The 20,054-nt window shown below is 41.1% G+C and carries 17 protein-coding genes; 1 reads left to right on the top strand and 16 read right to left on the bottom strand.

What is annotated here, in order from left to right:
- Positions 1 to 120 precede the first annotated feature (120 nt).
- The 5 genes from HNQ34_RS12300 to HNQ34_RS12280 form a co-directional block, all read right to left on the bottom strand.
- The gene (locus HNQ34_RS12300) at positions 121 to 945 is read right to left on the bottom strand and encodes a carbohydrate ABC transporter permease (protein ID WP_183254967.1); all 825 of its coding nucleotides are present in this window, start codon (positions 943 to 945) and stop codon (positions 121 to 123) included.
- A gap of 11 nt (positions 946 to 956) precedes the next feature.
- The gene (locus HNQ34_RS12295; protein WP_183254965.1) at positions 957 to 1,835 is read right to left on the bottom strand and encodes a carbohydrate ABC transporter permease; all 879 of its coding nucleotides are present in this window, start codon (positions 1,833 to 1,835) and stop codon (positions 957 to 959) included.
- A 71-nt stretch (positions 1,836 to 1,906) separates the two neighbouring features.
- Complete coding sequence (locus tag HNQ34_RS12290; RefSeq protein WP_183254964.1) at positions 1,907 to 3,226, bottom strand: extracellular solute-binding protein; 1,320 nt, start codon at positions 3,224 to 3,226, stop codon at positions 1,907 to 1,909.
- 77 nt (positions 3,227 to 3,303) lie between these two features.
- On the bottom strand, positions 3,304 to 4,089 hold the full coding sequence (locus HNQ34_RS12285) for a response regulator transcription factor (protein ID WP_183254962.1): 786 nt from the start codon (positions 4,087 to 4,089) through the stop codon (positions 3,304 to 3,306).
- A complete protein-coding gene (locus HNQ34_RS12280) occupies positions 4,089 to 5,831 on the bottom strand; it encodes a cache domain-containing sensor histidine kinase (RefSeq protein WP_312856129.1) in 1,743 nt (580 codons plus the stop codon). Before HNQ34_RS12280 ends, HNQ34_RS12285 begins: the two co-directional genes overlap by 1 nt.
- 151 nt (positions 5,832 to 5,982) lie before the next feature.
- Between HNQ34_RS12280 and HNQ34_RS12275 the strand changes: the two genes are divergently transcribed.
- Positions 5,983 to 7,167, top strand: a complete 1,185-nt coding sequence (locus tag HNQ34_RS12275) for an ROK family transcriptional regulator (protein ID WP_183254960.1) — start codon at positions 5,983 to 5,985, stop codon at positions 7,165 to 7,167.
- 41 nt (positions 7,168 to 7,208) lie between these two features.
- Here HNQ34_RS12275 and HNQ34_RS12270 read toward each other — a convergent pair whose 3' ends face one another.
- From HNQ34_RS12270 to HNQ34_RS12225, 11 genes are all read right to left on the bottom strand, one after another.
- Positions 7,209 to 8,192, bottom strand: coding sequence for an aldo/keto reductase (locus tag HNQ34_RS12270; protein WP_183254959.1), 984 nt, complete (start codon positions 8,190 to 8,192; stop codon positions 7,209 to 7,211).
- Between the two features lie 21 nt (positions 8,193 to 8,213).
- Positions 8,214 to 9,269, bottom strand: coding sequence for an aldose epimerase family protein (locus HNQ34_RS12265; RefSeq protein ID WP_183254957.1), 1,056 nt, complete (start codon positions 9,267 to 9,269; stop codon positions 8,214 to 8,216).
- Between the two features lie 38 nt (positions 9,270 to 9,307).
- Positions 9,308 to 10,309 (bottom strand): Gfo/Idh/MocA family protein, encoded by a 1,002-nt coding sequence (locus tag HNQ34_RS12260; RefSeq protein ID WP_183254954.1) that lies wholly within the window; start codon positions 10,307 to 10,309, stop codon positions 9,308 to 9,310.
- A 519-nt stretch (positions 10,310 to 10,828) separates the two neighbouring features.
- Positions 10,829 to 12,751 carry a glycoside hydrolase family 127 protein gene (locus tag HNQ34_RS12255; RefSeq protein WP_183254952.1) on the bottom strand — a complete coding sequence of 641 codons (1,923 nt, stop codon included), beginning with the start codon at positions 12,749 to 12,751 and terminating at the stop codon, positions 10,829 to 10,831.
- Positions 12,752 to 12,789: 38 nt separating this feature from the next.
- Entirely contained in the window at positions 12,790 to 13,998 is a 1,209-nt protein-coding gene (locus HNQ34_RS12250; RefSeq protein WP_312856128.1) for a sn-glycerol-1-phosphate dehydrogenase, read from the bottom strand.
- Positions 13,940 to 14,797 (bottom strand): HAD-IIA family hydrolase, encoded by an 858-nt coding sequence (locus HNQ34_RS12245; protein WP_183254950.1) that lies wholly within the window; start codon positions 14,795 to 14,797, stop codon positions 13,940 to 13,942. The genes HNQ34_RS12250 and HNQ34_RS12245 overlap by 59 nt, the downstream gene beginning before the upstream one ends.
- The gene (locus HNQ34_RS17745) at positions 14,782 to 14,913 is read right to left on the bottom strand and encodes a hypothetical protein (protein WP_281376016.1); all 132 of its coding nucleotides are present in this window, start codon (positions 14,911 to 14,913) and stop codon (positions 14,782 to 14,784) included. Before HNQ34_RS17745 ends, HNQ34_RS12245 begins: the two co-directional genes overlap by 16 nt.
- Positions 14,914 to 14,982: 69 nt before the next feature.
- Positions 14,983 to 16,491: an arabinosylfuranosidase ArfA gene (arfA, locus tag HNQ34_RS12240; RefSeq protein ID WP_183254949.1), complete on the bottom strand. Its 1,509-nt coding sequence runs from the start codon at positions 16,489 to 16,491 to the stop codon at positions 14,983 to 14,985.
- A gap of 32 nt (positions 16,492 to 16,523) precedes the next feature.
- Complete coding sequence (locus HNQ34_RS12235) at positions 16,524 to 17,369, bottom strand: carbohydrate ABC transporter permease (RefSeq protein ID WP_183254947.1); 846 nt, start codon at positions 17,367 to 17,369, stop codon at positions 16,524 to 16,526.
- A 3-nt stretch (positions 17,370 to 17,372) separates the two neighbouring features.
- A complete protein-coding gene (locus HNQ34_RS12230; protein WP_183254945.1) occupies positions 17,373 to 18,311 on the bottom strand; it encodes a carbohydrate ABC transporter permease in 939 nt (312 codons plus the stop codon).
- A gap of 86 nt (positions 18,312 to 18,397) precedes the next feature.
- Entirely contained in the window at positions 18,398 to 19,711 is a 1,314-nt protein-coding gene (locus tag HNQ34_RS12225; protein WP_183254942.1) for an ABC transporter substrate-binding protein, read from the bottom strand.
- Positions 19,712 to 20,054: the final 343 nt, after the last annotated feature.

Genomic DNA, 20,054 nt, shown 5'->3' with positions numbered 1-20,054 from the left:
CAACCCTCCGCTTTTTCCCGGAAATCCTAACGTAAAGCTTGCAAATGCGCCAACAGGTGAATGATGGGCGTTAAAAAACATATTTTTCGGCATGGCCATGCTCCTCTCCCCGTATTTGTTTTATCCTTTAATTGCCCCAGCGGTGATTCCTTCGACAATTTTGTCGCTGAGGAAAAAGAATACAAGCAAAATCGGCAAGACGCTTATCATTAACGTTGCACCAATCGCGCCCCAATCGGTCGTATATTGACCGATGAAATTTTGAATTCCGACTGTCAATGTTTTAAATTCATCTGAGCTAATAAATGTATTCACAAATACAAACTCGTTCCAGTTATAAATCATATTAATAATCGTTGTCGTTACCATGACTGGTGTCGTCATCGGCAAAATAATGCGGAAAAACATGCGATGCACCGAACAGCCATCCATCACAGCGGATTCTTCCAGTTCACGTGGTAACGACTGGTAGAAACCAAGCAAAACCATAATGGTAATCGGCAAGTTGAACCCGATATTCGTCAAAATAATCGATAGCGGGTGATCGATGAGTTTTACTTTCATAAAAAAGCTAAATAACGGAATCAACGTAGAATGAACAGGAATCATCAGACCAACCATAAATAATCCAAGCACAATATGCTTTAGTTTCCAGTTCATTCGAGTAATCGCAAACGTTGCAAAGCTCGCTAGTAATACAGTGAATAGGACAGACACGGTGGTAATCCATACACTATTAAAAAAATAGCGGCCAATATCCCCTTCCACCCATACTTTTACGTAGTTTTCCCAGCGCGGTGGAGACGGCAAGGAAAACAATGGGGTGTTGAACACTTCTTGATTGTTTTTCAATGAAAAGAATAATAGCCAAACGAGCGGAAGAAGCTGCAATGCTGCTAAAATGATTAATATTCCGTAAAAAATACTTCTACCTATCTGTTTCATCGTTCTCCCCCTTAATACTGTATTTCCTCGTCTGAATGGGTAAATTTTCTAATCACCCATGTAGCAATAACACAAAGAAGTAACAAAGCAAAAGCTATCGTACTTCCGTATCCAAAGTTAAAACTACGAAACGCTTTTTGGTACATATAGGAGGCGATTACTTCACTTGCTCCGTTTGGTCCACCGCCTGTCATAACATAAATTAAATCAAAATACTTTAACGAACCAACCACCGCAAGCACAATTGTTACTTTAATCACTCCTGCAATTAATGGGAGCTTAATTTTATAGGCAAGTTGCCAAGGATTTGCCCCATCAATAATCGCTGCTTCAATGATAGATGATGGAATATTTTTTAAAGCGGCGTAATAAATCAATATATAAAAGCCTGCATATTGCCAAATAATCGGAACAAAGATGGCGTACAATGCAATCGAAGGGTCAGCCAACCAGTTCGGCGGATCTTCCATCCCGAGAAACATGAGAAAATGGTTAAGCATCCCGTTAGATGGATGATAAATCCTTAACCAAAGTTGAGCAATCGCAACCGAAGACAATAGCATCGGAATTAAGTAAATCTTTCTTAATAAATTAGCTCCTTTTATTTTCCCTGAAAGCACTAATGAAATGATTAAATAGCCTGCTAGACTAATAACAGAAAAAACAGCTAACAAAAATGAATGATATACACTTTTCCAAAACATAGTATCTTTTATTAATTCTTGGTAGTTATCTAATGCGATAAATTTCATACTGCCTATGCCATCCCATTTCATTAGGCTATAATAGCCTGTCATCACAATTGGAATGTAGACTAGAATCATGATCAGCAGCAAAGACGGCAATATGTACAAAGTAATTACTCTCTTGTCGGACATCATTTTATTCATGCTGTCTACCCCTTTCGTATTGGACAAAAAGGACATATTTCAAATATGCCCTTTTTGTCATCGTTTTACTTTCATTGCGTTTTGGACAGCACTTCTTGATGCTGTTTAGCAAAGTCTTTCGGTGTTACACCTTCACCAAATAACGACTGAATTAAATTCAAGTGCGTTTGCGCAGCTTCCGGGTTCATTTGTACATCAGCAAATAGAGTGATATTGCTTGCTTTATTTAGCTCATTCAATACATCAATATACATTTGTGGCAAGTTGATGTTCGAAGTATCCACCTTCGTTGCTGGGATTACGCCTGCTTTTGTCACAGACTGCTCTCCCCATTTTTCAATGAAAAACTTCACAAATTTTTTCGCTTCTTCCTTCGCTTTTGAATTCTCTGACACAAACAATCCGACGCCCGGTCCACCAACCCAACTGTCTATATTTCCTTTTCCACCTTCCACGACCGGAAATTTAAAGAAACCGACTTTATTTCTAAATTCTTTTGGAATGTCTTCATTCGTAGTAAATTGCGGCAAATCCCATGTTCCCATTAAATACATCGCTGCTTTTTCATTCGTAAATTCTGCTTTTGCTTCATCGTTAGATAAGCCGTTAAACCCTTTAATAAACGCTTTCATTTTTACTAAATTTTGAATCTCTTCAGCTGCTTTAATTAAACTCGGATCTTCAAACGTGCCGCTTCCGTTAATTGCATTTTTTAATGTATCAGCGCCGCCGATCCGGTCAGCCAAGTACATATACCACATTGATCCAGTCCAACGATCTTTGTTTCCTAACGCAATCGGTGCGACTCCATTTTTCACAAGCGTTTGGACAACATTTTTAAAATCTTCATACGTTTTAGGCACATCTAAATGATATTTTCCAAAAATTTCTTTATTGTAGTAAACTGGCGTAATGTTCAACTCTAATGGAAGCGCATACGTTTTATTGTTAACTGCGTAAGCCTCGGTTGTGCCCGATACAAATTGATCTTTGAGTCCAGAATCTAAAACATCATCCAGAGGTGCAAACAAATTTCCTTTTACATAAGGCTCTAAAAATCCTGCTGCCCAAGTCATGCCTACATCAGGAAGTTCGTTAGAAGCAGCTAATACTTTTAACTTGTTTTTATACTGTTCGTTTTCTAAAATTTCTTGTTTCACTGTAACGTTTGGATTTTGTTTTTCAAATTCTTTAATAATATCATTGACAATCATGTTGTGCTGCTTCGAGCTTCCCGCTGTCCAAAGATGCATAAATGTAATCGTTACTTTTTTGTCTTTGCTTCCGGTTTCTGATGACGCTCCTTCTTTTGTTGAACTAGAGCACCCCGTTAACGCAAGCGCAACTACTAAAACGGCGATGCACAGCAATGAATACGCTTTCTTAAACAAATTCAACTCCCCCTTTGAACCATCTTTCATTCAAATTATAGCACCGGCATTTGGAGAAATAAGGTAACAGTGATTGTTTAAAATTCTACTTTTTTTAGGTGGTGTTTTCGAAACCGATGGGGAGTGACACCTGCAAACTCTTTGAATAGCTTGATGAAATATTTGGCCGTTTGGTACCCTACCGCTTCTGCAATTTCTTCAATCGATAAATCAGTTGTCACTAGCAAGCTTTTCGCTTTTTGCAACCTGCACCTTGTCACGTATTCACTAAACGTCATATTCGTTTCTTCTTTAAATAACACGCTGAAATAACTGGCGTTTAAATGCACCCTTTTTGAGACGTCACGCAAACTAAACGGCTCGTGCAAATTTTCATGAATAAACTTGAGCGCTTCCTTGATTGGAGTAGACCGTACATTGTCTTTCATCGCCACAATTTGCATGTCGAACATTTCCGCTAACATTTCCGCTTTTTCCCGATCTTTTAACACTTTCATTGCCTGTTCAACCGCTTCAATCAATTTTTGTTTATCTACCGGTTTCACAAGATAGTTAACTACACCTAACGCAATCGCCTCTTGCGCATATTCAAACTCAGAATAAGCCGATATAATAATGACAACTGGTTTTTGCTTTTTCTCCTTTAACGAGCGAATCAGCTTCAAGCCTGTAATTTGGGGCATACGGATATCCGTTAACAATACGTGTATTTGCCTTTCGTCTAGAATGGTGATTGCTTCATCCCCGCTCGCCGCGCAAAGAATCTCATATTTTCCTAACGCCCATGTATCCAACGTTTTTTTTAAGCCGGTTCTTGTTTTTGGTTCATCATCAACGACCAAAATAGTTTTAAGATCGATCATCATTCCTCACCACTCTTCGGGATTTTTAGTAAAACAACCGTCCCTTGGCCTAACTCACTGTGAATAACTAATTTCCGTTCTTCTCCATAATAGAGCTGTAGCCGTTTATTGACATTCACAAGCGCCATTCCGCTTCCTTTAGCTGATGAAACCTCTTTGTTGTTAAGCAGTTCGTTCACTTTTTCCTTCGTTTGCTCATCCATTCCGTACCCATCATCGGCTACTTTTATGACTATATCAGAAGATTCGTGGCAATCCTCTACGGTTACCCATACAATTCCTAGATCTGTTTTGTTTCCAATCCCATGCAAAACTGCGTTTTCAACGAGTGGCTGAATTAATAATTTAGGGATGCGGATATCGAAACAAGACGCTGGTATGACAATATTCCATAAAAGGCGGTCCCCCCATCTAAGCTTCATAATTTCCATATACCGGCGAATATGTTCGATTTCTTCGTAAAGCGTGACCCATTCGTCTTGCTTGGAGTTGCTTACGGTATAGCGAAACAGTTCAGACATATTAAGTACTACTTGCGCTAGTTCCTCTTCCTCTTTTTCCACAAGCGACCAATAAAGAGCGTCCAATGTATTAAAAAGGAAATGCGGATTGATTTGTGCCTGCAACGCTTTTAATTCTGCTCGGCTGCGCACTAATTCTTTTTCATAAACGACTTGAATTAAATGGTTAATATTTTCGACTAATGCGTTGTACGTATCGTTCAATTCATTAATTTCAACCGTTGATGATATTGGCGGACTCGGTCTTAATTCGCCGTCTTTTCCCCGTTGCATCGCTTTTGTCAACTTTAAAATTGGTTGGGTGACCATTGTTGAAAGAAATAAAGAGAAGATAAAAAAGATAAGAAAACCGATTGCACCTGAAAAAAGGATCGTATTTTTTAAAATAGCAACCCCGTCTGTCAACGCAGATACCGGTGTCACTATCATCAGCACCCAACCTGTTAAAGGGGACGTTTGTTTTACAACGATATACTCCTCTCCGTTTTGTTGAACCGTTCGTTGCTGCGCATGTAAAATTTCTTTGCTATCGCCAACGAAATTGGAAAAGATCGGGGTTAAGTCGCGGTCCGCCACTAACATATACCCTTGTTTTTTTGTTTTGGAAGTAATAAAATCAGTGAATTGAAAATACTCTGGGTTAATGCGAACGAGCAAGTATCCGCCAGGCGAAAACCAGCGATCCATTAGGCGAATTTGCCGAAGCACTACAAAAAAATGTGGCGATTTTGGATCACGGCCGATCCACACCATTTTTCCTTTCGCTTCCTCCGCTTGTTTTACCCAATGGATTCCTAAACGGTTTACTAAGTCTATTTCATCTAGCGGAAAGACCCTTTTGTAATTGCTCGTGTAAAGTTCAAATGATTGGATTCCATCGGAGTATGTTTGAAATGAGTTTACAAGCTGTTGCAAGTTTTGTCGTTCACGAAATCCAAGGTAATCGCCGTTTACTTCTTTGAGAAGCATTTGTTGCACATACATATTGGTCGTAATTTGATTCGTTAGTCCATCGAGTTGTTTATAAAGCGCTTCCAATCTTCCGTTGGCTTGTGTAACTGTCTGTTCGATTTGTTCTTCGGCATTATTTTTCAACAGGGTGGAAACAACGTGGAAAGTTGTCACTCCTACAAACAATAAAACGACTGTCATTACAAACAAAAAAACCGTTAAAATTTGATTACGAAGTGTATTGAACCGATTTAACTTTTTCGTCAGCACAAAGAAAGCACCTCGCAGTTTTTGACATAGACAACCTTCTGTTTATTTATTTAAAATTATAGGTTGTAGCGTTTTGTTTGTCTAGAAAACAAACAAAGTAAGCTAGAATTTTTTAAATAATTATGATACATTGATAAACAGGGTGATGAATTTGACACGAGTAACTGGAAATCCACACTTAATCAAAAAAATTAATAAGTCGCTCGTTCTTGATATGATTAAAAGCCAAGGGCCTTTGTCGCGGGCAGATGTGGCGCAACGGTCTGGATTAAATAAAGGTACGGTTTCTTCCTTGGTCAAAGAATTAATCGATGAAGAACTTGTGTATGAAATCGGTCAAGGAGAATCGAGCGGCGGCCGGCGGCCTGTTTTATTGTTATTTAACGAAAAAGCCGGATATTCCATCGGGATTGATTTAGGCGTTCACTATATTCTTGGAGTACTAACGGATCTTCAAGGAAACGTCGTTCAAGAAAAACGCGTCACTTTTCACAACAAAGAGTACCAAGCCGTCCTCGCTCTCATCAAAGAAACGATCCACGATTTATTAAGCCATATGCCAGACAGCCGATATGGCTTAATCGGCATCGGAATTGGTGTGCCGGGAATTGTCGATAAAGCTGGTACAGTACTATTTGCGCCAAATTTATCATGGAAAGATGTTCCACTAAAGCAGGAAATCGAGGCGGCTTTTCATGTTCCGGTGATCATTGATAATGAAGCAAACGCCGGGGCTTATGGAGAAAAGCGGCTTGGCGCTGGACAAGAGTTCCGTAACATCATCTATGTGAGCGCTGGAATTGGAATAGGAGTCGGTTTAGTGCTGAACGGTGAACTGTACAGAGGAACAAGCGGTTTTTCTGGGGAAAGCGGCCATATGACGATCGAAGTCGACGGTCCGCCTTGCCGTTGCGGAAGTATCGGCTGCTGGGAATTGTACGCTTCCGAGCAGGCTCTTCTTGAAGGAGCGCAATCTCTTTTCGCAACCGAAGAAACCGTTTCTTTGGAAACTTTGTTAGACTTGGCAGAAAAACAGTATCAAGAAGTCGTTCAGCTATTCCATCGCATCGGCCGCTATTTAGGAATCGGGATCAATAATTTAGTCAATACCTTTAACCCGCAACAAGTGATCATCGGCAATCGTCTATCGATGGCTAAGCAATGGATCGAACCAGCAATTCAGCAAGTCATCGCATCACACACCTTACCGTTTCACCGTGCGAATTTAAACATTCATTTTTCTAAATTATCGCTTTATTCAACGGCATTAGGAATTTCTTTTTTTGTCATCGAAGATTTCCTGAAAAAAGGGGAAAAGGTGGAGGTGTTTCTGTAAAAAGGCATCCAAACGAGCTGGATGCCTTTTCCTATTTTATTTTAATACGCCCCGCGAATAAACGGATGGACTTCATTTTTATAAAACTCTGTTAACCGTTCCTTTTCTTCTTCGCTAAAGGACGGGACGTTGAGCGCTTGCAAGTTGTCTTCGACTTGCTGTACCGTTTTAAAGCCAGGGATGACGCATGTAACGGAGTCATGATCTAAAATCCAGCGCAATGCGGCTCTTGTCATATTGCCTCTGCCGTCTGCGATCCACTTTAGCTGTTCGCTAAGCTCTACCCCTTTATGAAACTCAAGCCCAGCGAACGTTTCGCCAACGTTGAAGTGTTGCCCGTCTCGATTAAAGTGGCGATGATCATTTTCCGCGAATTTTGTATCTTTTTTAAATTTTCCAGTCAATAATCCGCTTGCCAGCGGCAGTCGTGCCAATATCCCGACACCTTGTGCTTTTGCTTGCGGAAGCAATTGTTCTAACGGTTTTTGGCGGAAAATGTTAAAGATGACTTGCAACGCTTTCACGTTCGGATTCGTTAGACAAAACAGCCCTTCTTCCACTGTTTCGACGCTCACACCATAATAGCGAATCTTTCCTTCTTGTTGCAGCTTATCCAACACTTCAAACACCCGGCCGTCTTTTAACACTTCAAACGGCGGGCAGTGGATTTGATATAAATCGATGCGCTCGCGTTGCAAACGCTTTAAACTTCCTTCACAATATTCCCGCACTTTTTCCTCGGAGTATGTGCGAAAATCGTGAATATCCCCCGCCCGACAAAATTTCGTGGCGATATAAATTTCGTCCTCTTTTCCTTTTGTCGCTTTTGCTAAAAGCTCTTCACTATGGCCATCTCCGTATACATCTGCCGTATCGAAAAAATTGACGCCAGCATCAATCGCTCGCTGCAATCCTTTTAACGCTTCTCTGTCATCCGTTTGTCCCCAAGAGCCGCCAATCGCCCACGTCCCGAAACTTACTTCACTCACTTCTAGTTCTGTGTTTCCTAAACGACGATAATTCATTGCTTTTTCCTCCATTTCTATTTATTTTTTGCTTGTCACACTAAACTTATATTTAGTGACCGATGAATACGTTTCTCCTGCATGCAATATACAGGAAGGAAAATGCGGATGATGGATAGCATCCGGCAACCCTTGTGTTTCTAGGCAAATTCCTAAATATTTCCGTGATGGCACTCCACCAATATCCATTCCATCCGGAAGTTGGTTTCCGGTGTATACCACTACCCCGACTTCATCCGTTTCGACTGTCAACGTTCGCCCGCTTTCCGGTTCGAACAACACAATTTCTTCGTCATGATGGGTATTTAACAAAAACGGATGATCATATCCTTGCCCGACTAAGGCGATTTGCGGATGGTTTGCTTCAACGCCTTCTTTAATCGTTTTTCCTTCGCGCAAATCAAAAGGCGTATTCGCCACATCTAAAAGCACACCGGTCGGAATAAACTCGTTGTCCAGCTCTAAAAACTGATGGCTCTTGATTTTTAAGCGATGGTGTAAAATATCGCTTTTTAAATTGCCGTTCAAATTAAAATACGTATGGTTCGTTAACGTGAGCGGCGTGTCTTGGTCAGAAGTAGCCCGATAAGAAATCGTCAATTCATTTTGATTGTTTAACGCGTACGTTACTTGAACGTCTACGTTGCCCGGATAACCTTCTTCCCCATCGGGGCTTGTATACGAAAATTGGACGCCCACCTCATCTTTTTTGGAAAATCCCGCTCCTTGCCAAATGGCATGATGAAATCCTTTTTTGCCGCCATGTAAATGGTTGCCGTTTTCATTTTTGTATAGCGTATATGTTTTTCCGTTTAATTCAAAAGAGGCATTTTTTATCCTTCCCGCCACTCTTCCGATTACTGCACCGAGATACGGGCTGTTGGTCAAATAGGAAGAAAAATCATCGAATGCTAGCACAATATTTTCATAATTTCCATTTTTATCAGGAACTAATATTTTCGTAATAATACACCCGTAATTTACACACGTCACTTCCATTGCGTTATCGTTCGTAAAGGTATAGGCGATAATCGGACGGCCATCTACTTCCGTCCATTGTTCCTGTACAATTCTCATCCCTCTTCCTACCTTTCTTCCCTTTCTTCGCGCGTTGCTTAAACGGTTAACTCGACCACTTTTCCTGTTTCCGCTGACACGCGGCACGCATCTAACACTTTCGCTTGCTGGATGATCGCATCGTCCGAATAACTTGGCTTTGTCCCAGCGAGGATACATTGCGAAAAGTGCTCCACCTGTAGACGGTACTGGTCGCCGTTAACTACTTCTTCCCGTGTTTTTCCATCGTCTGTTTGGATGATGATTAAGCCGTTGCCTTGTTGCACGTCAGGACGGTACGCCCGCGGAACGATAATTTTCCCATTCGTTCCGATAATTTCATATTCGTTGCGGGCAAACATATCAAAGCTGCAGTCAAATAAAGCATGAACACCATTTTCCATTCGCATCCATCCACTTGTCGTCATATCCACCCCATACTGTTCATCGTACGTAGAATGGGCAGATAAAACAACTGGGTTTGTTTCTAGTAAATAGCGAATGGAATGAACACAATAGCAACCTACATCGAATAAACTTCCTCCACCTAATTTGGCATCCATTCGAATGTTATTTTCTCGCTCGGCAAGGTAAAAGGAAAAACTTGCCCGCATGCTTTTTACGGCTCCTATCTCTCCGGATGCAAGAATTTCTTTTACCCGTTGATGCTGCGGGTGGAATTGGTACATAAACGCTTCCATCCAAACGACACCATTTTCTCTGCAAGCCTCTACCATGTTTCGTACATCATCTTCACATAATGCAGCCGGTTTTTCGCAAAGGACATGTTTTTTATGTTCCGCTGCTTTCATCGTCCATTCCATATGCATATGATTGGGAAGCGGAATATATACAGCATCAATGTTAGGGTCGGCAAGCAAGTCTTCATAATTGTTATAAGCTGTCGGTATCCCTAGCTGCTGAGCCGCTTCATGCGCCTTCCCGCTACCGCTTGCGATTGCTACGACTTCCGCATTTTCTGCCCGCTGAATCGCAGGAATCAGTGTTTTCCTAGCAATAGCAGCCGTGCTTAAAATTCCCCAGCGAACTTTTGTCCCCAACCCATTCACTCTCCTTTTTCATGAATGAACAGAGGCTGATCCACTATCATTAGACCAGCCTTTTCATTATCCATTTCGTTTGGAATTTTCTAAAAACCATCCGTCACTTTGATTATAGCAATTTTTACTTAGTTTGTACAGAAAACAAACTTTTAAACTCTGTATCTTAATATGTTCAAACATCTAAGAAAAACAGCAGTATATAAATGCAATTTGGAACTTTAACGTTTTCGTCTTTTATGGAGTAATCGGGATGTTTCGACTGTCGGATGACCGAACAACACCGCTTCCAGACAAATGCATTTGTCTGTGAAGCGGTTGGTTGTTCGGTCATCTGTCACGCGAAGGCGTGACGAAGGCAAGTCACAGACTTGCCTCCGACAGTCGAAAAAATAGGGAGTCTACTTTTTCGTCAGCCATAAGTTAAACCTCCCAGTTGTATTTATATAGTACCATGCAATAGATTTTTGAAACAAAAAACTGTTATCTATATTACACACTATCACAGTTTAAACTATTTTATTTTTCATTCATCCATACAATCATTTCCCCACTTTCCCTATTGCACCAAGCATAGTAAGGAATCGCTTTAAAAGTAACCGCATAGGTTGGAGCTTCCACCGGCTTATACAGTTCTCCGTCCCATGCTGACTCATCCACTCGCTCAGCCGAACCGGTAATCACGACCACACCACCGAGCAACTCGGGATCAAAATACGCTTGAAGTTCTACATCACGCGGAAGGAAAATATTCGGCAAATTCGACCCGTTATCGATCTCTTCCAAACAATAAACGATCGGCCCGCGTTGCAACGCGACTTTTCCAACATTAGCGCGCACTTGAGGATGCGCCTTGATTCGTTCGATTGGCATCGGGAAAAACAGCTCCACTTGGTCCCCTTTTCTCCATATCCGTTTGATATAAGCGTATCCCTTTTCAACCAACGGAACCATGTCCACCTTTTCGCCGTTAATCTTTAGTTCAACCCTCCTGCACCATCCGGGAACACGCAATCCAAGGGTAAATTCACAATCTGATTCTGGAGAAATCGTCAACTGAACAGCCCCATCCCAAGGGTAATTCGTCGTTTGCGATACTTCGACCATCCGCCCATCGATTTCCGTGTGGATTTCGCTGCCGACGTACAGATGGACAAAAAGCGTGTTTGGTTTTTGCGAATAAATATAATGGCCGATGGACGCAATTAACCGTGCCAAATTCGGCGGACAACAAGCGCAGCTAAACCATTTTTGCCGTACCGGTTTGACATGGCGCTTATCATGGCGTTCACATGCCTTTGGCCACACTTCGAGCGGATTGACATAAAAGAACTTCTTGCCATCCAAATCCATACCGCTAATAGTGCCATTATATAGCGCTCGTTCCATGACATCTGCATACTTTCCGTCCATCTCCAGCTCCAACATCCGGCGAGCCCAAAACACTAAGGCAATCGAAGCACATGTCTCCGCATACACCGTATCATTAGGCAAATCAAAATCAAAGGTAAAGGATTCCCCAAAGACGCTCGAACCGACACCACCTGTGATATACATTTGCCGTTTCGTCACATTTTCCCATAATGTTTGGCAAACTTCCTTCAACGATTCGTCTCCGGTTTTTGCGGCAAGGTCGGCCATCGCCGTATACATATACAGCGCTCGAACCGCGTGCCCAACGGCTTGTTTCTGTTCCCTTATCGGAACATGCGCTTGATGGTAACGATAGTCGTTATTAAACCAAAACGGTTGTGTCTCCCCTCTTGCTTTTTTCTCGGTATCAAAATAATGCGGCTGTTTTCCACGCTCATCAATAAAATATTGGCTCAGTTTTAAATATTTCTCATTTCCTGTAACCTCATAAAGCTTCAAAAGAGCCAACTCAATTTCTTGATGCCCATCATACCCAGGAATCTGATGTTCTCCTTTGCCAAATACCGTATCAATATAATCGGCATATTTGCACATAATATCTAAAAAGCGCCGTTTACCCGTTGCCTTAAAATAAGCAACAGCTGCCTCAATCAGATGGCCGGCACAATACAACTCATGGTTATCTCTTAAGTTTGTCCAGCGTTTGCCTGGCTCCTTGACGGTATAATACGTATTGAGGTAGCCGTCTGACTGTTGTGCCCGGCCTAACAGCTCAATCACCTCATCCGCGATTCTTTCCAATTCCGGATCGCGATTCGTTTCCAACAGATACGCCACCGCTTCGAGCCATTTAGCCACATCGCTGTCTTGAAATACCATTCCATAAAACTCTCCATCTGATTCCCCCGCGGCAATGCGAAAGTTTTCAATGGCATGGCTTGGCTCTGCATCAGGAACGCGGTCATTTAGTGCTTCCCATTGGTAAGGAATAACCTCATTCCGCACAACATCCATATATCGTTTCCAAAACTGGTCATTGATTTTCACGTTCGTTTCCAGTTTTTCCATTACGATTTCCCTCCCAGTTTTCCGAATTTCATTAGAGACTACAACACTAGCTCATTCAAAAAATATAAAATCGTGAATCGGTTGCTACGCAGGCGATGAGCCTCCCGTAAGCTCCTATCGACTAACTCTTGATCGATTCCGAGTTGTTCTGGAGCTACAGCTCCTCCTACTTTCTCGATCATCGCTCGGAATTGTGCAGGAGACGGCAACGATTGAAGCTGTTCTTGAAAATGGGTTGCTGTTGCCCTTAATCGTTCCCATTTCGCCTCGTTCGTTGCCAATGACCGTTCCTGCAAATGGTTCAACATCGGTAAAAAAACGCGTTGATACCGCTCAATAATTATCGGAGTAGACACCCCTACTTTCATCCCATGAAGCACTTGCCGCTTTTTCTGACGCAGAAATTCCATTTCCCAGTAATGCGAAAGATGGTGTTCCGCGCCGGAAGCAGGGTACGATTGCCCCATAATGAGCATAGCGATTCCCGATTGAAGAACCGCATTCATTAATACATGGATCCCTTTTTCTTCCCGAGCGGAAATTTCTTCAATATGGTCAACACACGCTTTTAAAGATTGTTCCGTAAGCTGATGAACGAACGGACAATACGGCTCATCAGCCATAAAATGGGCAAACTGCCAGTCGACCAATGACGTGTACTTCGCCGCCATATCGCCGAATCCAGTAGCAATCATTGATTTTGGGGCCTTGCACAACACGTCCATATGAGCAAACAGGGCGATCGGCGCCTGCGCCTGAATCGTCTTTTTCACTCCCCGAATAATGAGCGGAGCTCCCATAGAAGTAAACCCATCCACTGACGGAGCGGTAGGAACAGAGATAAAGGGAATATTCATTTTATAACTGCTAAAACGGGTAATATCATGAATCGTACCCGCTCCTACAGCAATCATGGCGTCTACATCGTTTGAGGTTTCTAACAACACTTGCACGATCGAACGTTCATCGGCGATGACATCCCCATTTTCATCTGGCTGGACTAAACATACTGTATAGCGAACAGAGGCCTTTTCTAGCATGTCACACAATTGTCGCCCCGCTGCTGCAAACGTATTGTCATCAGCAATAATAGCTACTGTCTTATACTGTTTATTTTGCAAATAGGCGACAAGTAACTCCCAAGCATCATGGCTAATCACCATCTGTTCAATTGGAATGTTGTGATGGTTATTTCCGCAACGACACTGCTCGGCAAGTGAAACAATCTCCTGTAACGTCCCGTTCACCGCACTCCCCCTCTCCTAACCGGATCATGTCATAAATAGAGTCAATCACATAATCAGGATGTTCCTTTACTCGCAATGTATCAAGGTGGCTTTTCTTTGTATTTCCTGTCAAAACAAGTACTGTTTTCATTCCATACATCCGTCCCATTCGAATATCGGATTCAGTGCTGTCACCAATCACTAAACATTGGCTCGGGGGCACCTGTAAATAACGCAAAGCCGCTTCCACCATAAAACAAGAAGGCTTTCCTAAAACAAGTTCAACCTTTCGAGCCGTCGTTGCTTCAATGGCCCCAACCATCCCGGCAACATCAATTGCATTCCCATTTTCATTAGGAAACATTTTATCAATATTAGTCGCAATCATTCTTGCACCATGATAGACGGCCCGAAAAGCAAAATCCAAATCGCGATACGTCATCGTTTCATGCAAAGTAATCACAAGAAAATCCGCTTCTTCGGGTATTTTGGCCAATTGGACTTGATGATGCCGCAATTCTTCGCGCAGCCCCTCATCTCCTAGCGTCCAAACTTGACATAACGGATAATGTTCCCGCAAAAATTGAGCCGTCACAGTGGAGGATAAAATGATTTCTTTTTCAGTAGCCGCAATCCCAAACTGTTCGAGCCGCTCATAGCACATGCGTCGCGACAAATTCCCACGATTGCTGACAAACGCGATTTTTTTGCCAAGGGAGCGGATGTAGGCAATCACCTCATCTGCATAGGGAATCATTTGATTTCCTTTCAAAATCGTTCCGTCTAGGTCAATCAACACGCCTTTTATTCCATCAAACACAAACGTTTTTCGCCTCCCACGTCACGGTACAACTTCAAAATATCGAGATTAATATTTTTGTTGTAAATGTCAGAAATCTCTGTATCCTTCTCAATGGACATCATGCCGCCGCTCATCATTGGCATCCTAATCCGTTATTTCCTAAAGAGATAGGCTGACCTTGTCACAAGACCAGCCCTATGGTGTCATCTTTTTTCTAACCGAATGACATTCCACGATAATTTCGGCAATGTGGCCGACACTTTTCCATCGGCCAGCTGGGCATCGCCATTGCGGTGCGGAACAACTGGCGAAGATTGGGATGAATTCGTTTGTTTCACGTTTTTATGTTCCAAAACGATATGTTCAATGACACTGTAGCCTTCAAAACTACGAACATCGCATTCAAGCAACAACACATCTTCCAGATCACGATTGACCGCAAAAATCGTCACTTCTTCTTTTTCTTCATTGTAAACAGCGATCGACTCTAAATACGGAACATCCGTAAAGTCTTTACTGTCGTATTTCGGGCTTGAAGTCACCGGGTGCAGCGCCACTCCTCTACCATAGATAGATGCATGCATAAACGGATAATAAATCGTTTGCTTCCATGCTGGTCCGTTCTTTTCCGTCATGATTGGCGCAATGACATTAACTAATTGGGCCAAACAAGCAATTTTCACCCGATCAGCATGTTTCATTAACGTAATGAGCATGCAGCCGACAAGCAGCGCATCTTCAAAGTTATAAATATCTTCCAACAAAGGCGGAGCAACTGTCCATGGTTCAATTAACTTATCTGCCTCATTCGAGTGGTACCATACGTTCCATTCATCAAATGAAAGATGGATCGTTTTTTTGCTTCGTTTTTTCGCCTTTACATAATCGGCGATCGCGACAACCGAACGGATAAAATCATCCATTTCCAGTGACAGCGCCAAATAATTAGCCGTATCATTATCTCGGTTTCCGTAATATTGATGAAGAGAAATATAGTCGACATGGTCATACGTATGGTCAAGAACGGTCGCTTCCCATTCCGCAAACGTCGGCATATTTCGATTCGAACTCCCGCAAACGACCAACTCAATCGTCGGATCGACCCACTTCATCACTTTTGCGGCTTCGCAGGCAATACGACCATACTCAACCGCCGTCTTGTGGCCAATTTGCCACGGACCGTCCATCTCATTGCCCAAGCACCACGTTTTAATTTTATGCGGCTCTTTATAACCGTGGGAAATGCGCAAATCGCTATAGTATGAGCCCGACGGGTGATTGCAGTATTCGACTAAGTTGCGTGCCGCATCAATGCCGCGCGTCCCTAAGTTGACCGCCATATTCACTTCGGTCCCAACCATATTAGCCCATTCCATAAATTCATTGAGCCCGATTTCATTCGTTTCCACCGATCTCCACGCCAAGTCGAGCCGCCGCGGGCGCTGCTCTTTTGGGCCAACTCCATCTTCCCAGTTATAACCTGACACAAAATTCCCACCCGGGTAACGGATAATCGGTACTTGCAATTCTTTCACTAGTTCAATAACATCTTGCCGGAATCCATTTTCATCCGCCTGCGGATGTCCTGGCTCATAAATCCCCCCATATACCGCACGGCCGAGATGCTCGATAAAAGAGCCATAAATGCGTTTGTCGATTTCGGCAATTCGGAAATCTTTTTCTAAAATCATTTTTGCTTTTTTAACACTCATATTTTTTCTCCCCCTTATGCTTATAAAAAATATTACCCCTTAACTCCTCCAACCGTTAAACCTGAAATAAAATAACGTTGAAAGAAAATAAACAAAATAATAATAGGAAGGATCGTTAACAAAGAACCAGAAATTAGAATATCGTAGTTATTTCCGTAAGGAGTTAATAATCCCGACAAACCGATTGGTAATGTGAACATATCCTCTGTACGAAGCACAACGGTAGGCCATAAAAAGCTATTCCAATAACCCATTGCCTGTAAAATCGCCATGGCACCGAAAGCTGGTTTCATTAATGGAACCATAATTTTAAAAAAAATTCTAAATTCAGAACATCCATCAATTCTAGCGGCATCTAATAATTCTTTTGGTAACCCTAGAGCATATTGCCGGAAGAAGAAAATCGCTACCGGAGCAACCATCGTAGGAACGATAACTCCCCAATACGTATTGATAATCTTTAAGAAAACAATTAGTTTGTATAGCGGCAACATTAAAATTTCCATCGGAATCATCATTACCGCTAACACAAGAATAAACACAGCATTCCTTCCTTTAAAATCATAAACGGCTAACGCATACCCAACCATAGAGGAGAAAAGTAGTGATAAAATTGTTCCTCCAATTGTAATAATTAGACTATTTTTATACCAAATAAAATATTTCGCCCCATCCTGAAAAAGATAAACATAGTTTTTTAACGATAATAAATCTGCCTGTAACTTAAGATTCAGACCGTTCCGTAACAATTCAGTAGATGGCTTGAACGATGCCAACAAAAGAGCAAAGAAGGGAAATAACGCGATAGCAGCAATAAAAATCAATAGCAATAAAAGGATAGCTATTATTACTGGGTTTCGTTTTGTAGTTGATTCCATGGCTTACTCCTTTCTAAATGCACCTGTAAATTTAAGTTGAATTAAATTAAGGATTAAAACAATTACTAGCAACACAATCCCAATAGCAGACCCAAATCCCATATCGTTATTTACGAAACCTTCCTGATAAATATACCCTACCAACGTAAGACCGATATCCCCAGGGGATTGATTTTGCCAAAATACAAAACTTTCTTCATACATTCGAAATCCACCAAAAATACTGATCGTTAATACATAAACCGTTACTGGTTTTAAAAGAGGGAGAGTAATCTTGAAAAATTTTGTAAACACTCCTGCCCCGTCCATTTCTGCTGATTCATAAAGTTCTTTTGGTATATTTTGTAATCCTGAAAGAAAATATAAAATGTTAACACCTAACCACTTCCAAGATGCCAAAAATACCATCAAAAACATCCCTGTGCCCCAATGCATCGTCCATTGTTGAGCATCTAACCCTAACGCACGCATTAATGTATTGGCAGGCGCTGATTCTAACTCTCCGAAAATCAATCGGAATATAACGCCAGCTACAATAGTAGACGTCAATGCCGGTATGAAAAAAGAGGAACGAAAAAGATTACGTCCTGGTATGACTTTTGAGTTTAATATCACAGCTAATATTAAAGGGAACGGAATGAGAATAATTAATGTCCATATCGTATAAACCGTTGTATTACGCAATGCCGCAAAAAAGTGCGGATTCAGCAAATTTTTGTAGTTTTGTAATCCAATGAATTTCGTTTCACCAGGTAAAACTTCCTGAAAACTCATAACAATAGTCTGTATCGAAGGATAAAGGAAAAAGACAAAAAACGAAATAAGAAATGGAGATACAAAGATATACGGAGCTAATTTTTGCGAAAATAAAATATTCTCTCTCTTTTGCTTCTTTTGAGGTACCATTTGAGTACTAGTTGAATAATTTAATTGGTTTTCCATTATACTCCCCCCTTATGCTGCAGAATAATCAGGGCGGAAGGTTCAAATGGTTATCCACTAGAACCCCCCTTTTTTTTCAGATATTACTACTTTCGCATCTCTTTCGCCACGTTCTTTAATGCTTGTTCAGGCGACTGTTTACCTTCCTTTAGAACCTTATACAATGCCGATTGGACAACAAGCTGATTCATCTTCGGTGTATTTTCGGTAATTGTTGGAGAATCGATCTCGTCTTTTACAGTCATAAGAATATTAAAAATATCGTTACCAAAATACTCGGTGTATTTGTTTGGTTCTTTCAACGCAGGATCCTCCCATACATCCCAACGGATTGGATCAAATCCAAGTTGTTTCCAAATTTGAATATTTCCCTCTTTAGACAATTTAGCAAACGCTAAAAATTCTTTTGCAAGTTTTATATTTTTAGATTGCGTAGTAATAACTGTACCAGTGCCACCCATTCCAGCTGAACGTTTACCATCAACCGTCCAACGAGGCAGCGGACGAATAATCATTTTCCCTTTCAGGTCAGGCATATAATCTGTAAATCTTCCCATATACCACATCGGCATGACAACAGAGGCAGCTCCTCCTTTGTTCATAAATCCGTAATATTCTTCTGTATGATGTCCTCCTCCAGGAGCTGCTTTAGCGATTTTCTCATCCAGCAATTGTTTTAAAAATTCTAACGTTTTTATATTCGTTTCATTATCTAAAGTAACACTACCGTCCTTACCATAAAAATCGGAACCTTGCTGTACAATCAATGGCCAGTAGCTCCACAAATCGCTCGTTTCAATTGTAATCATTGGTTTTCCTGTTGCTCTAACTACTTTTTTTCCAGCTTCTTTGAAATCTTCCCATGTAACAATTTTGTCAGGATCTACGCCGGCTTTATCTAATAGCTCTTTATTATAGTAAATAACAGTTGCACCTACATGGAAATCAATCCCATAATATTTTCCGTCTTTAGAATAAATATTTAGTCTAGATTGAACGATTTTGTCTTTAACCGGATCCACAATATCGTTTAGTTCTACTAACTGCGGCTTTCCTTTTAAATAGTTAGAAAACCGGGAAATTTCAATATCAGCAATATCAGGGGCTCCAACCCCGGATTGTAAAGACAAAAGTAACTTATTATGCATGTCGTCATACGGATACGTAGTAGCCTGTATTTGAATTTTTTTATCTGGGTGCTGTTTATTCCACTCATCAGCCATAAATTCATAAAATTTGGCATGTTGTTCAACGAATGTCCAAAGTGTTAATTTAGTGACTCCATTAGAATTTTTGGGGGAGCTACCAGAACTAGAATTACCTGCCCCAGAAGAACAACCAGTTAAAAACAAAGATACTGCCATATTAATTACTAATAACAATATAGCAAACCTCTTCATACTCCCATCCCCTTTACTCAAATATTAATAAACTCTATCAAAATATGTGAAAGCGCTTAAATAATTAACAGCTCACCCCTTTTTTTTAAATAAACAATTGATTTTATAATAACCCCCCCTTTTAATTATGGTAGGATTATTAATTGTTTCAGGTTAGTTCGTAAGAGATTAATATACAAATAAATGTAAGCGTAATCATTCTTCTTAAGCACAGTGTAACAAATCAATTCTCGGTAAATACTGTAAGTAACTCACTACTTCCCATAATCTTTTAAAAATCTCTCAATTCATTCCTAAATCTATTAACAGATACTTCTATAATAGGTTCAGATTAATGTTCCGA

Origin of the sequence: Anoxybacteroides tepidamans (assembly GCF_014201465.1) — a bacterium.
Classification (GTDB): Bacteria; Bacillota; Bacilli; order Bacillales; family Anoxybacillaceae; genus Anoxybacteroides; species Anoxybacteroides tepidamans.
This window is presented reverse-complemented; position numbering and strand designations above follow the sequence as displayed.

Excerpts from the sequence above, each read along its gene's own strand:
- HNQ34_RS12300 (WP_183254967.1), bottom strand. The coding sequence starts at position 945 with ATGAAACAGATAGGTAGAAGTATTTTTTACGGAATATTAATCATTTTA.
- HNQ34_RS12295 (WP_183254965.1), bottom strand. The coding sequence starts at position 1,835 with ATGAATAAAATGATGTCCGACAAGAGAGTAATTACTTTGTACATATTG.
- HNQ34_RS12285 (WP_183254962.1), bottom strand. The coding sequence starts at position 4,089 with ATGATCGATCTTAAAACTATTTTGGTCGTTGATGATGAACCAAAAACA.
- HNQ34_RS12270 (WP_183254959.1), bottom strand. The coding sequence starts at position 8,192 with ATGAATTATCGTCGTTTAGGAAACACAGAACTAGAAGTGAGTGAAGTA.
- HNQ34_RS12265 (WP_183254957.1), bottom strand. The coding sequence starts at position 9,269 with ATGAGAATTGTACAGGAACAATGGACGGAAGTAGATGGCCGTCCGATT.
- HNQ34_RS12255 (WP_183254952.1), bottom strand. The coding sequence starts at position 12,751 with ATGGAAAAACTGGAAACGAACGTGAAAATCAATGACCAGTTTTGGAAA.
- HNQ34_RS17745 (WP_281376016.1), bottom strand. The coding sequence starts at position 14,913 with ATGAGCGGCGGCATGATGTCCATTGAGAAGGATACAGAGATTTCTGAC.
- arfA (WP_183254949.1), bottom strand. The coding sequence starts at position 16,491 with ATGAGTGTTAAAAAAGCAAAAATGATTTTAGAAAAAGATTTCCGAATT.
- HNQ34_RS12235 (WP_183254947.1), bottom strand. The coding sequence starts at position 17,369 with ATGGAATCAACTACAAAACGAAACCCAGTAATAATAGCTATCCTTTTA.
- HNQ34_RS12230 (WP_183254945.1), bottom strand. The coding sequence starts at position 18,311 with ATGGAAAACCAATTAAATTATTCAACTAGTACTCAAATGGTACCTCAA.
- HNQ34_RS12225 (WP_183254942.1), bottom strand. The coding sequence starts at position 19,711 with ATGAAGAGGTTTGCTATATTGTTATTAGTAATTAATATGGCAGTATCT.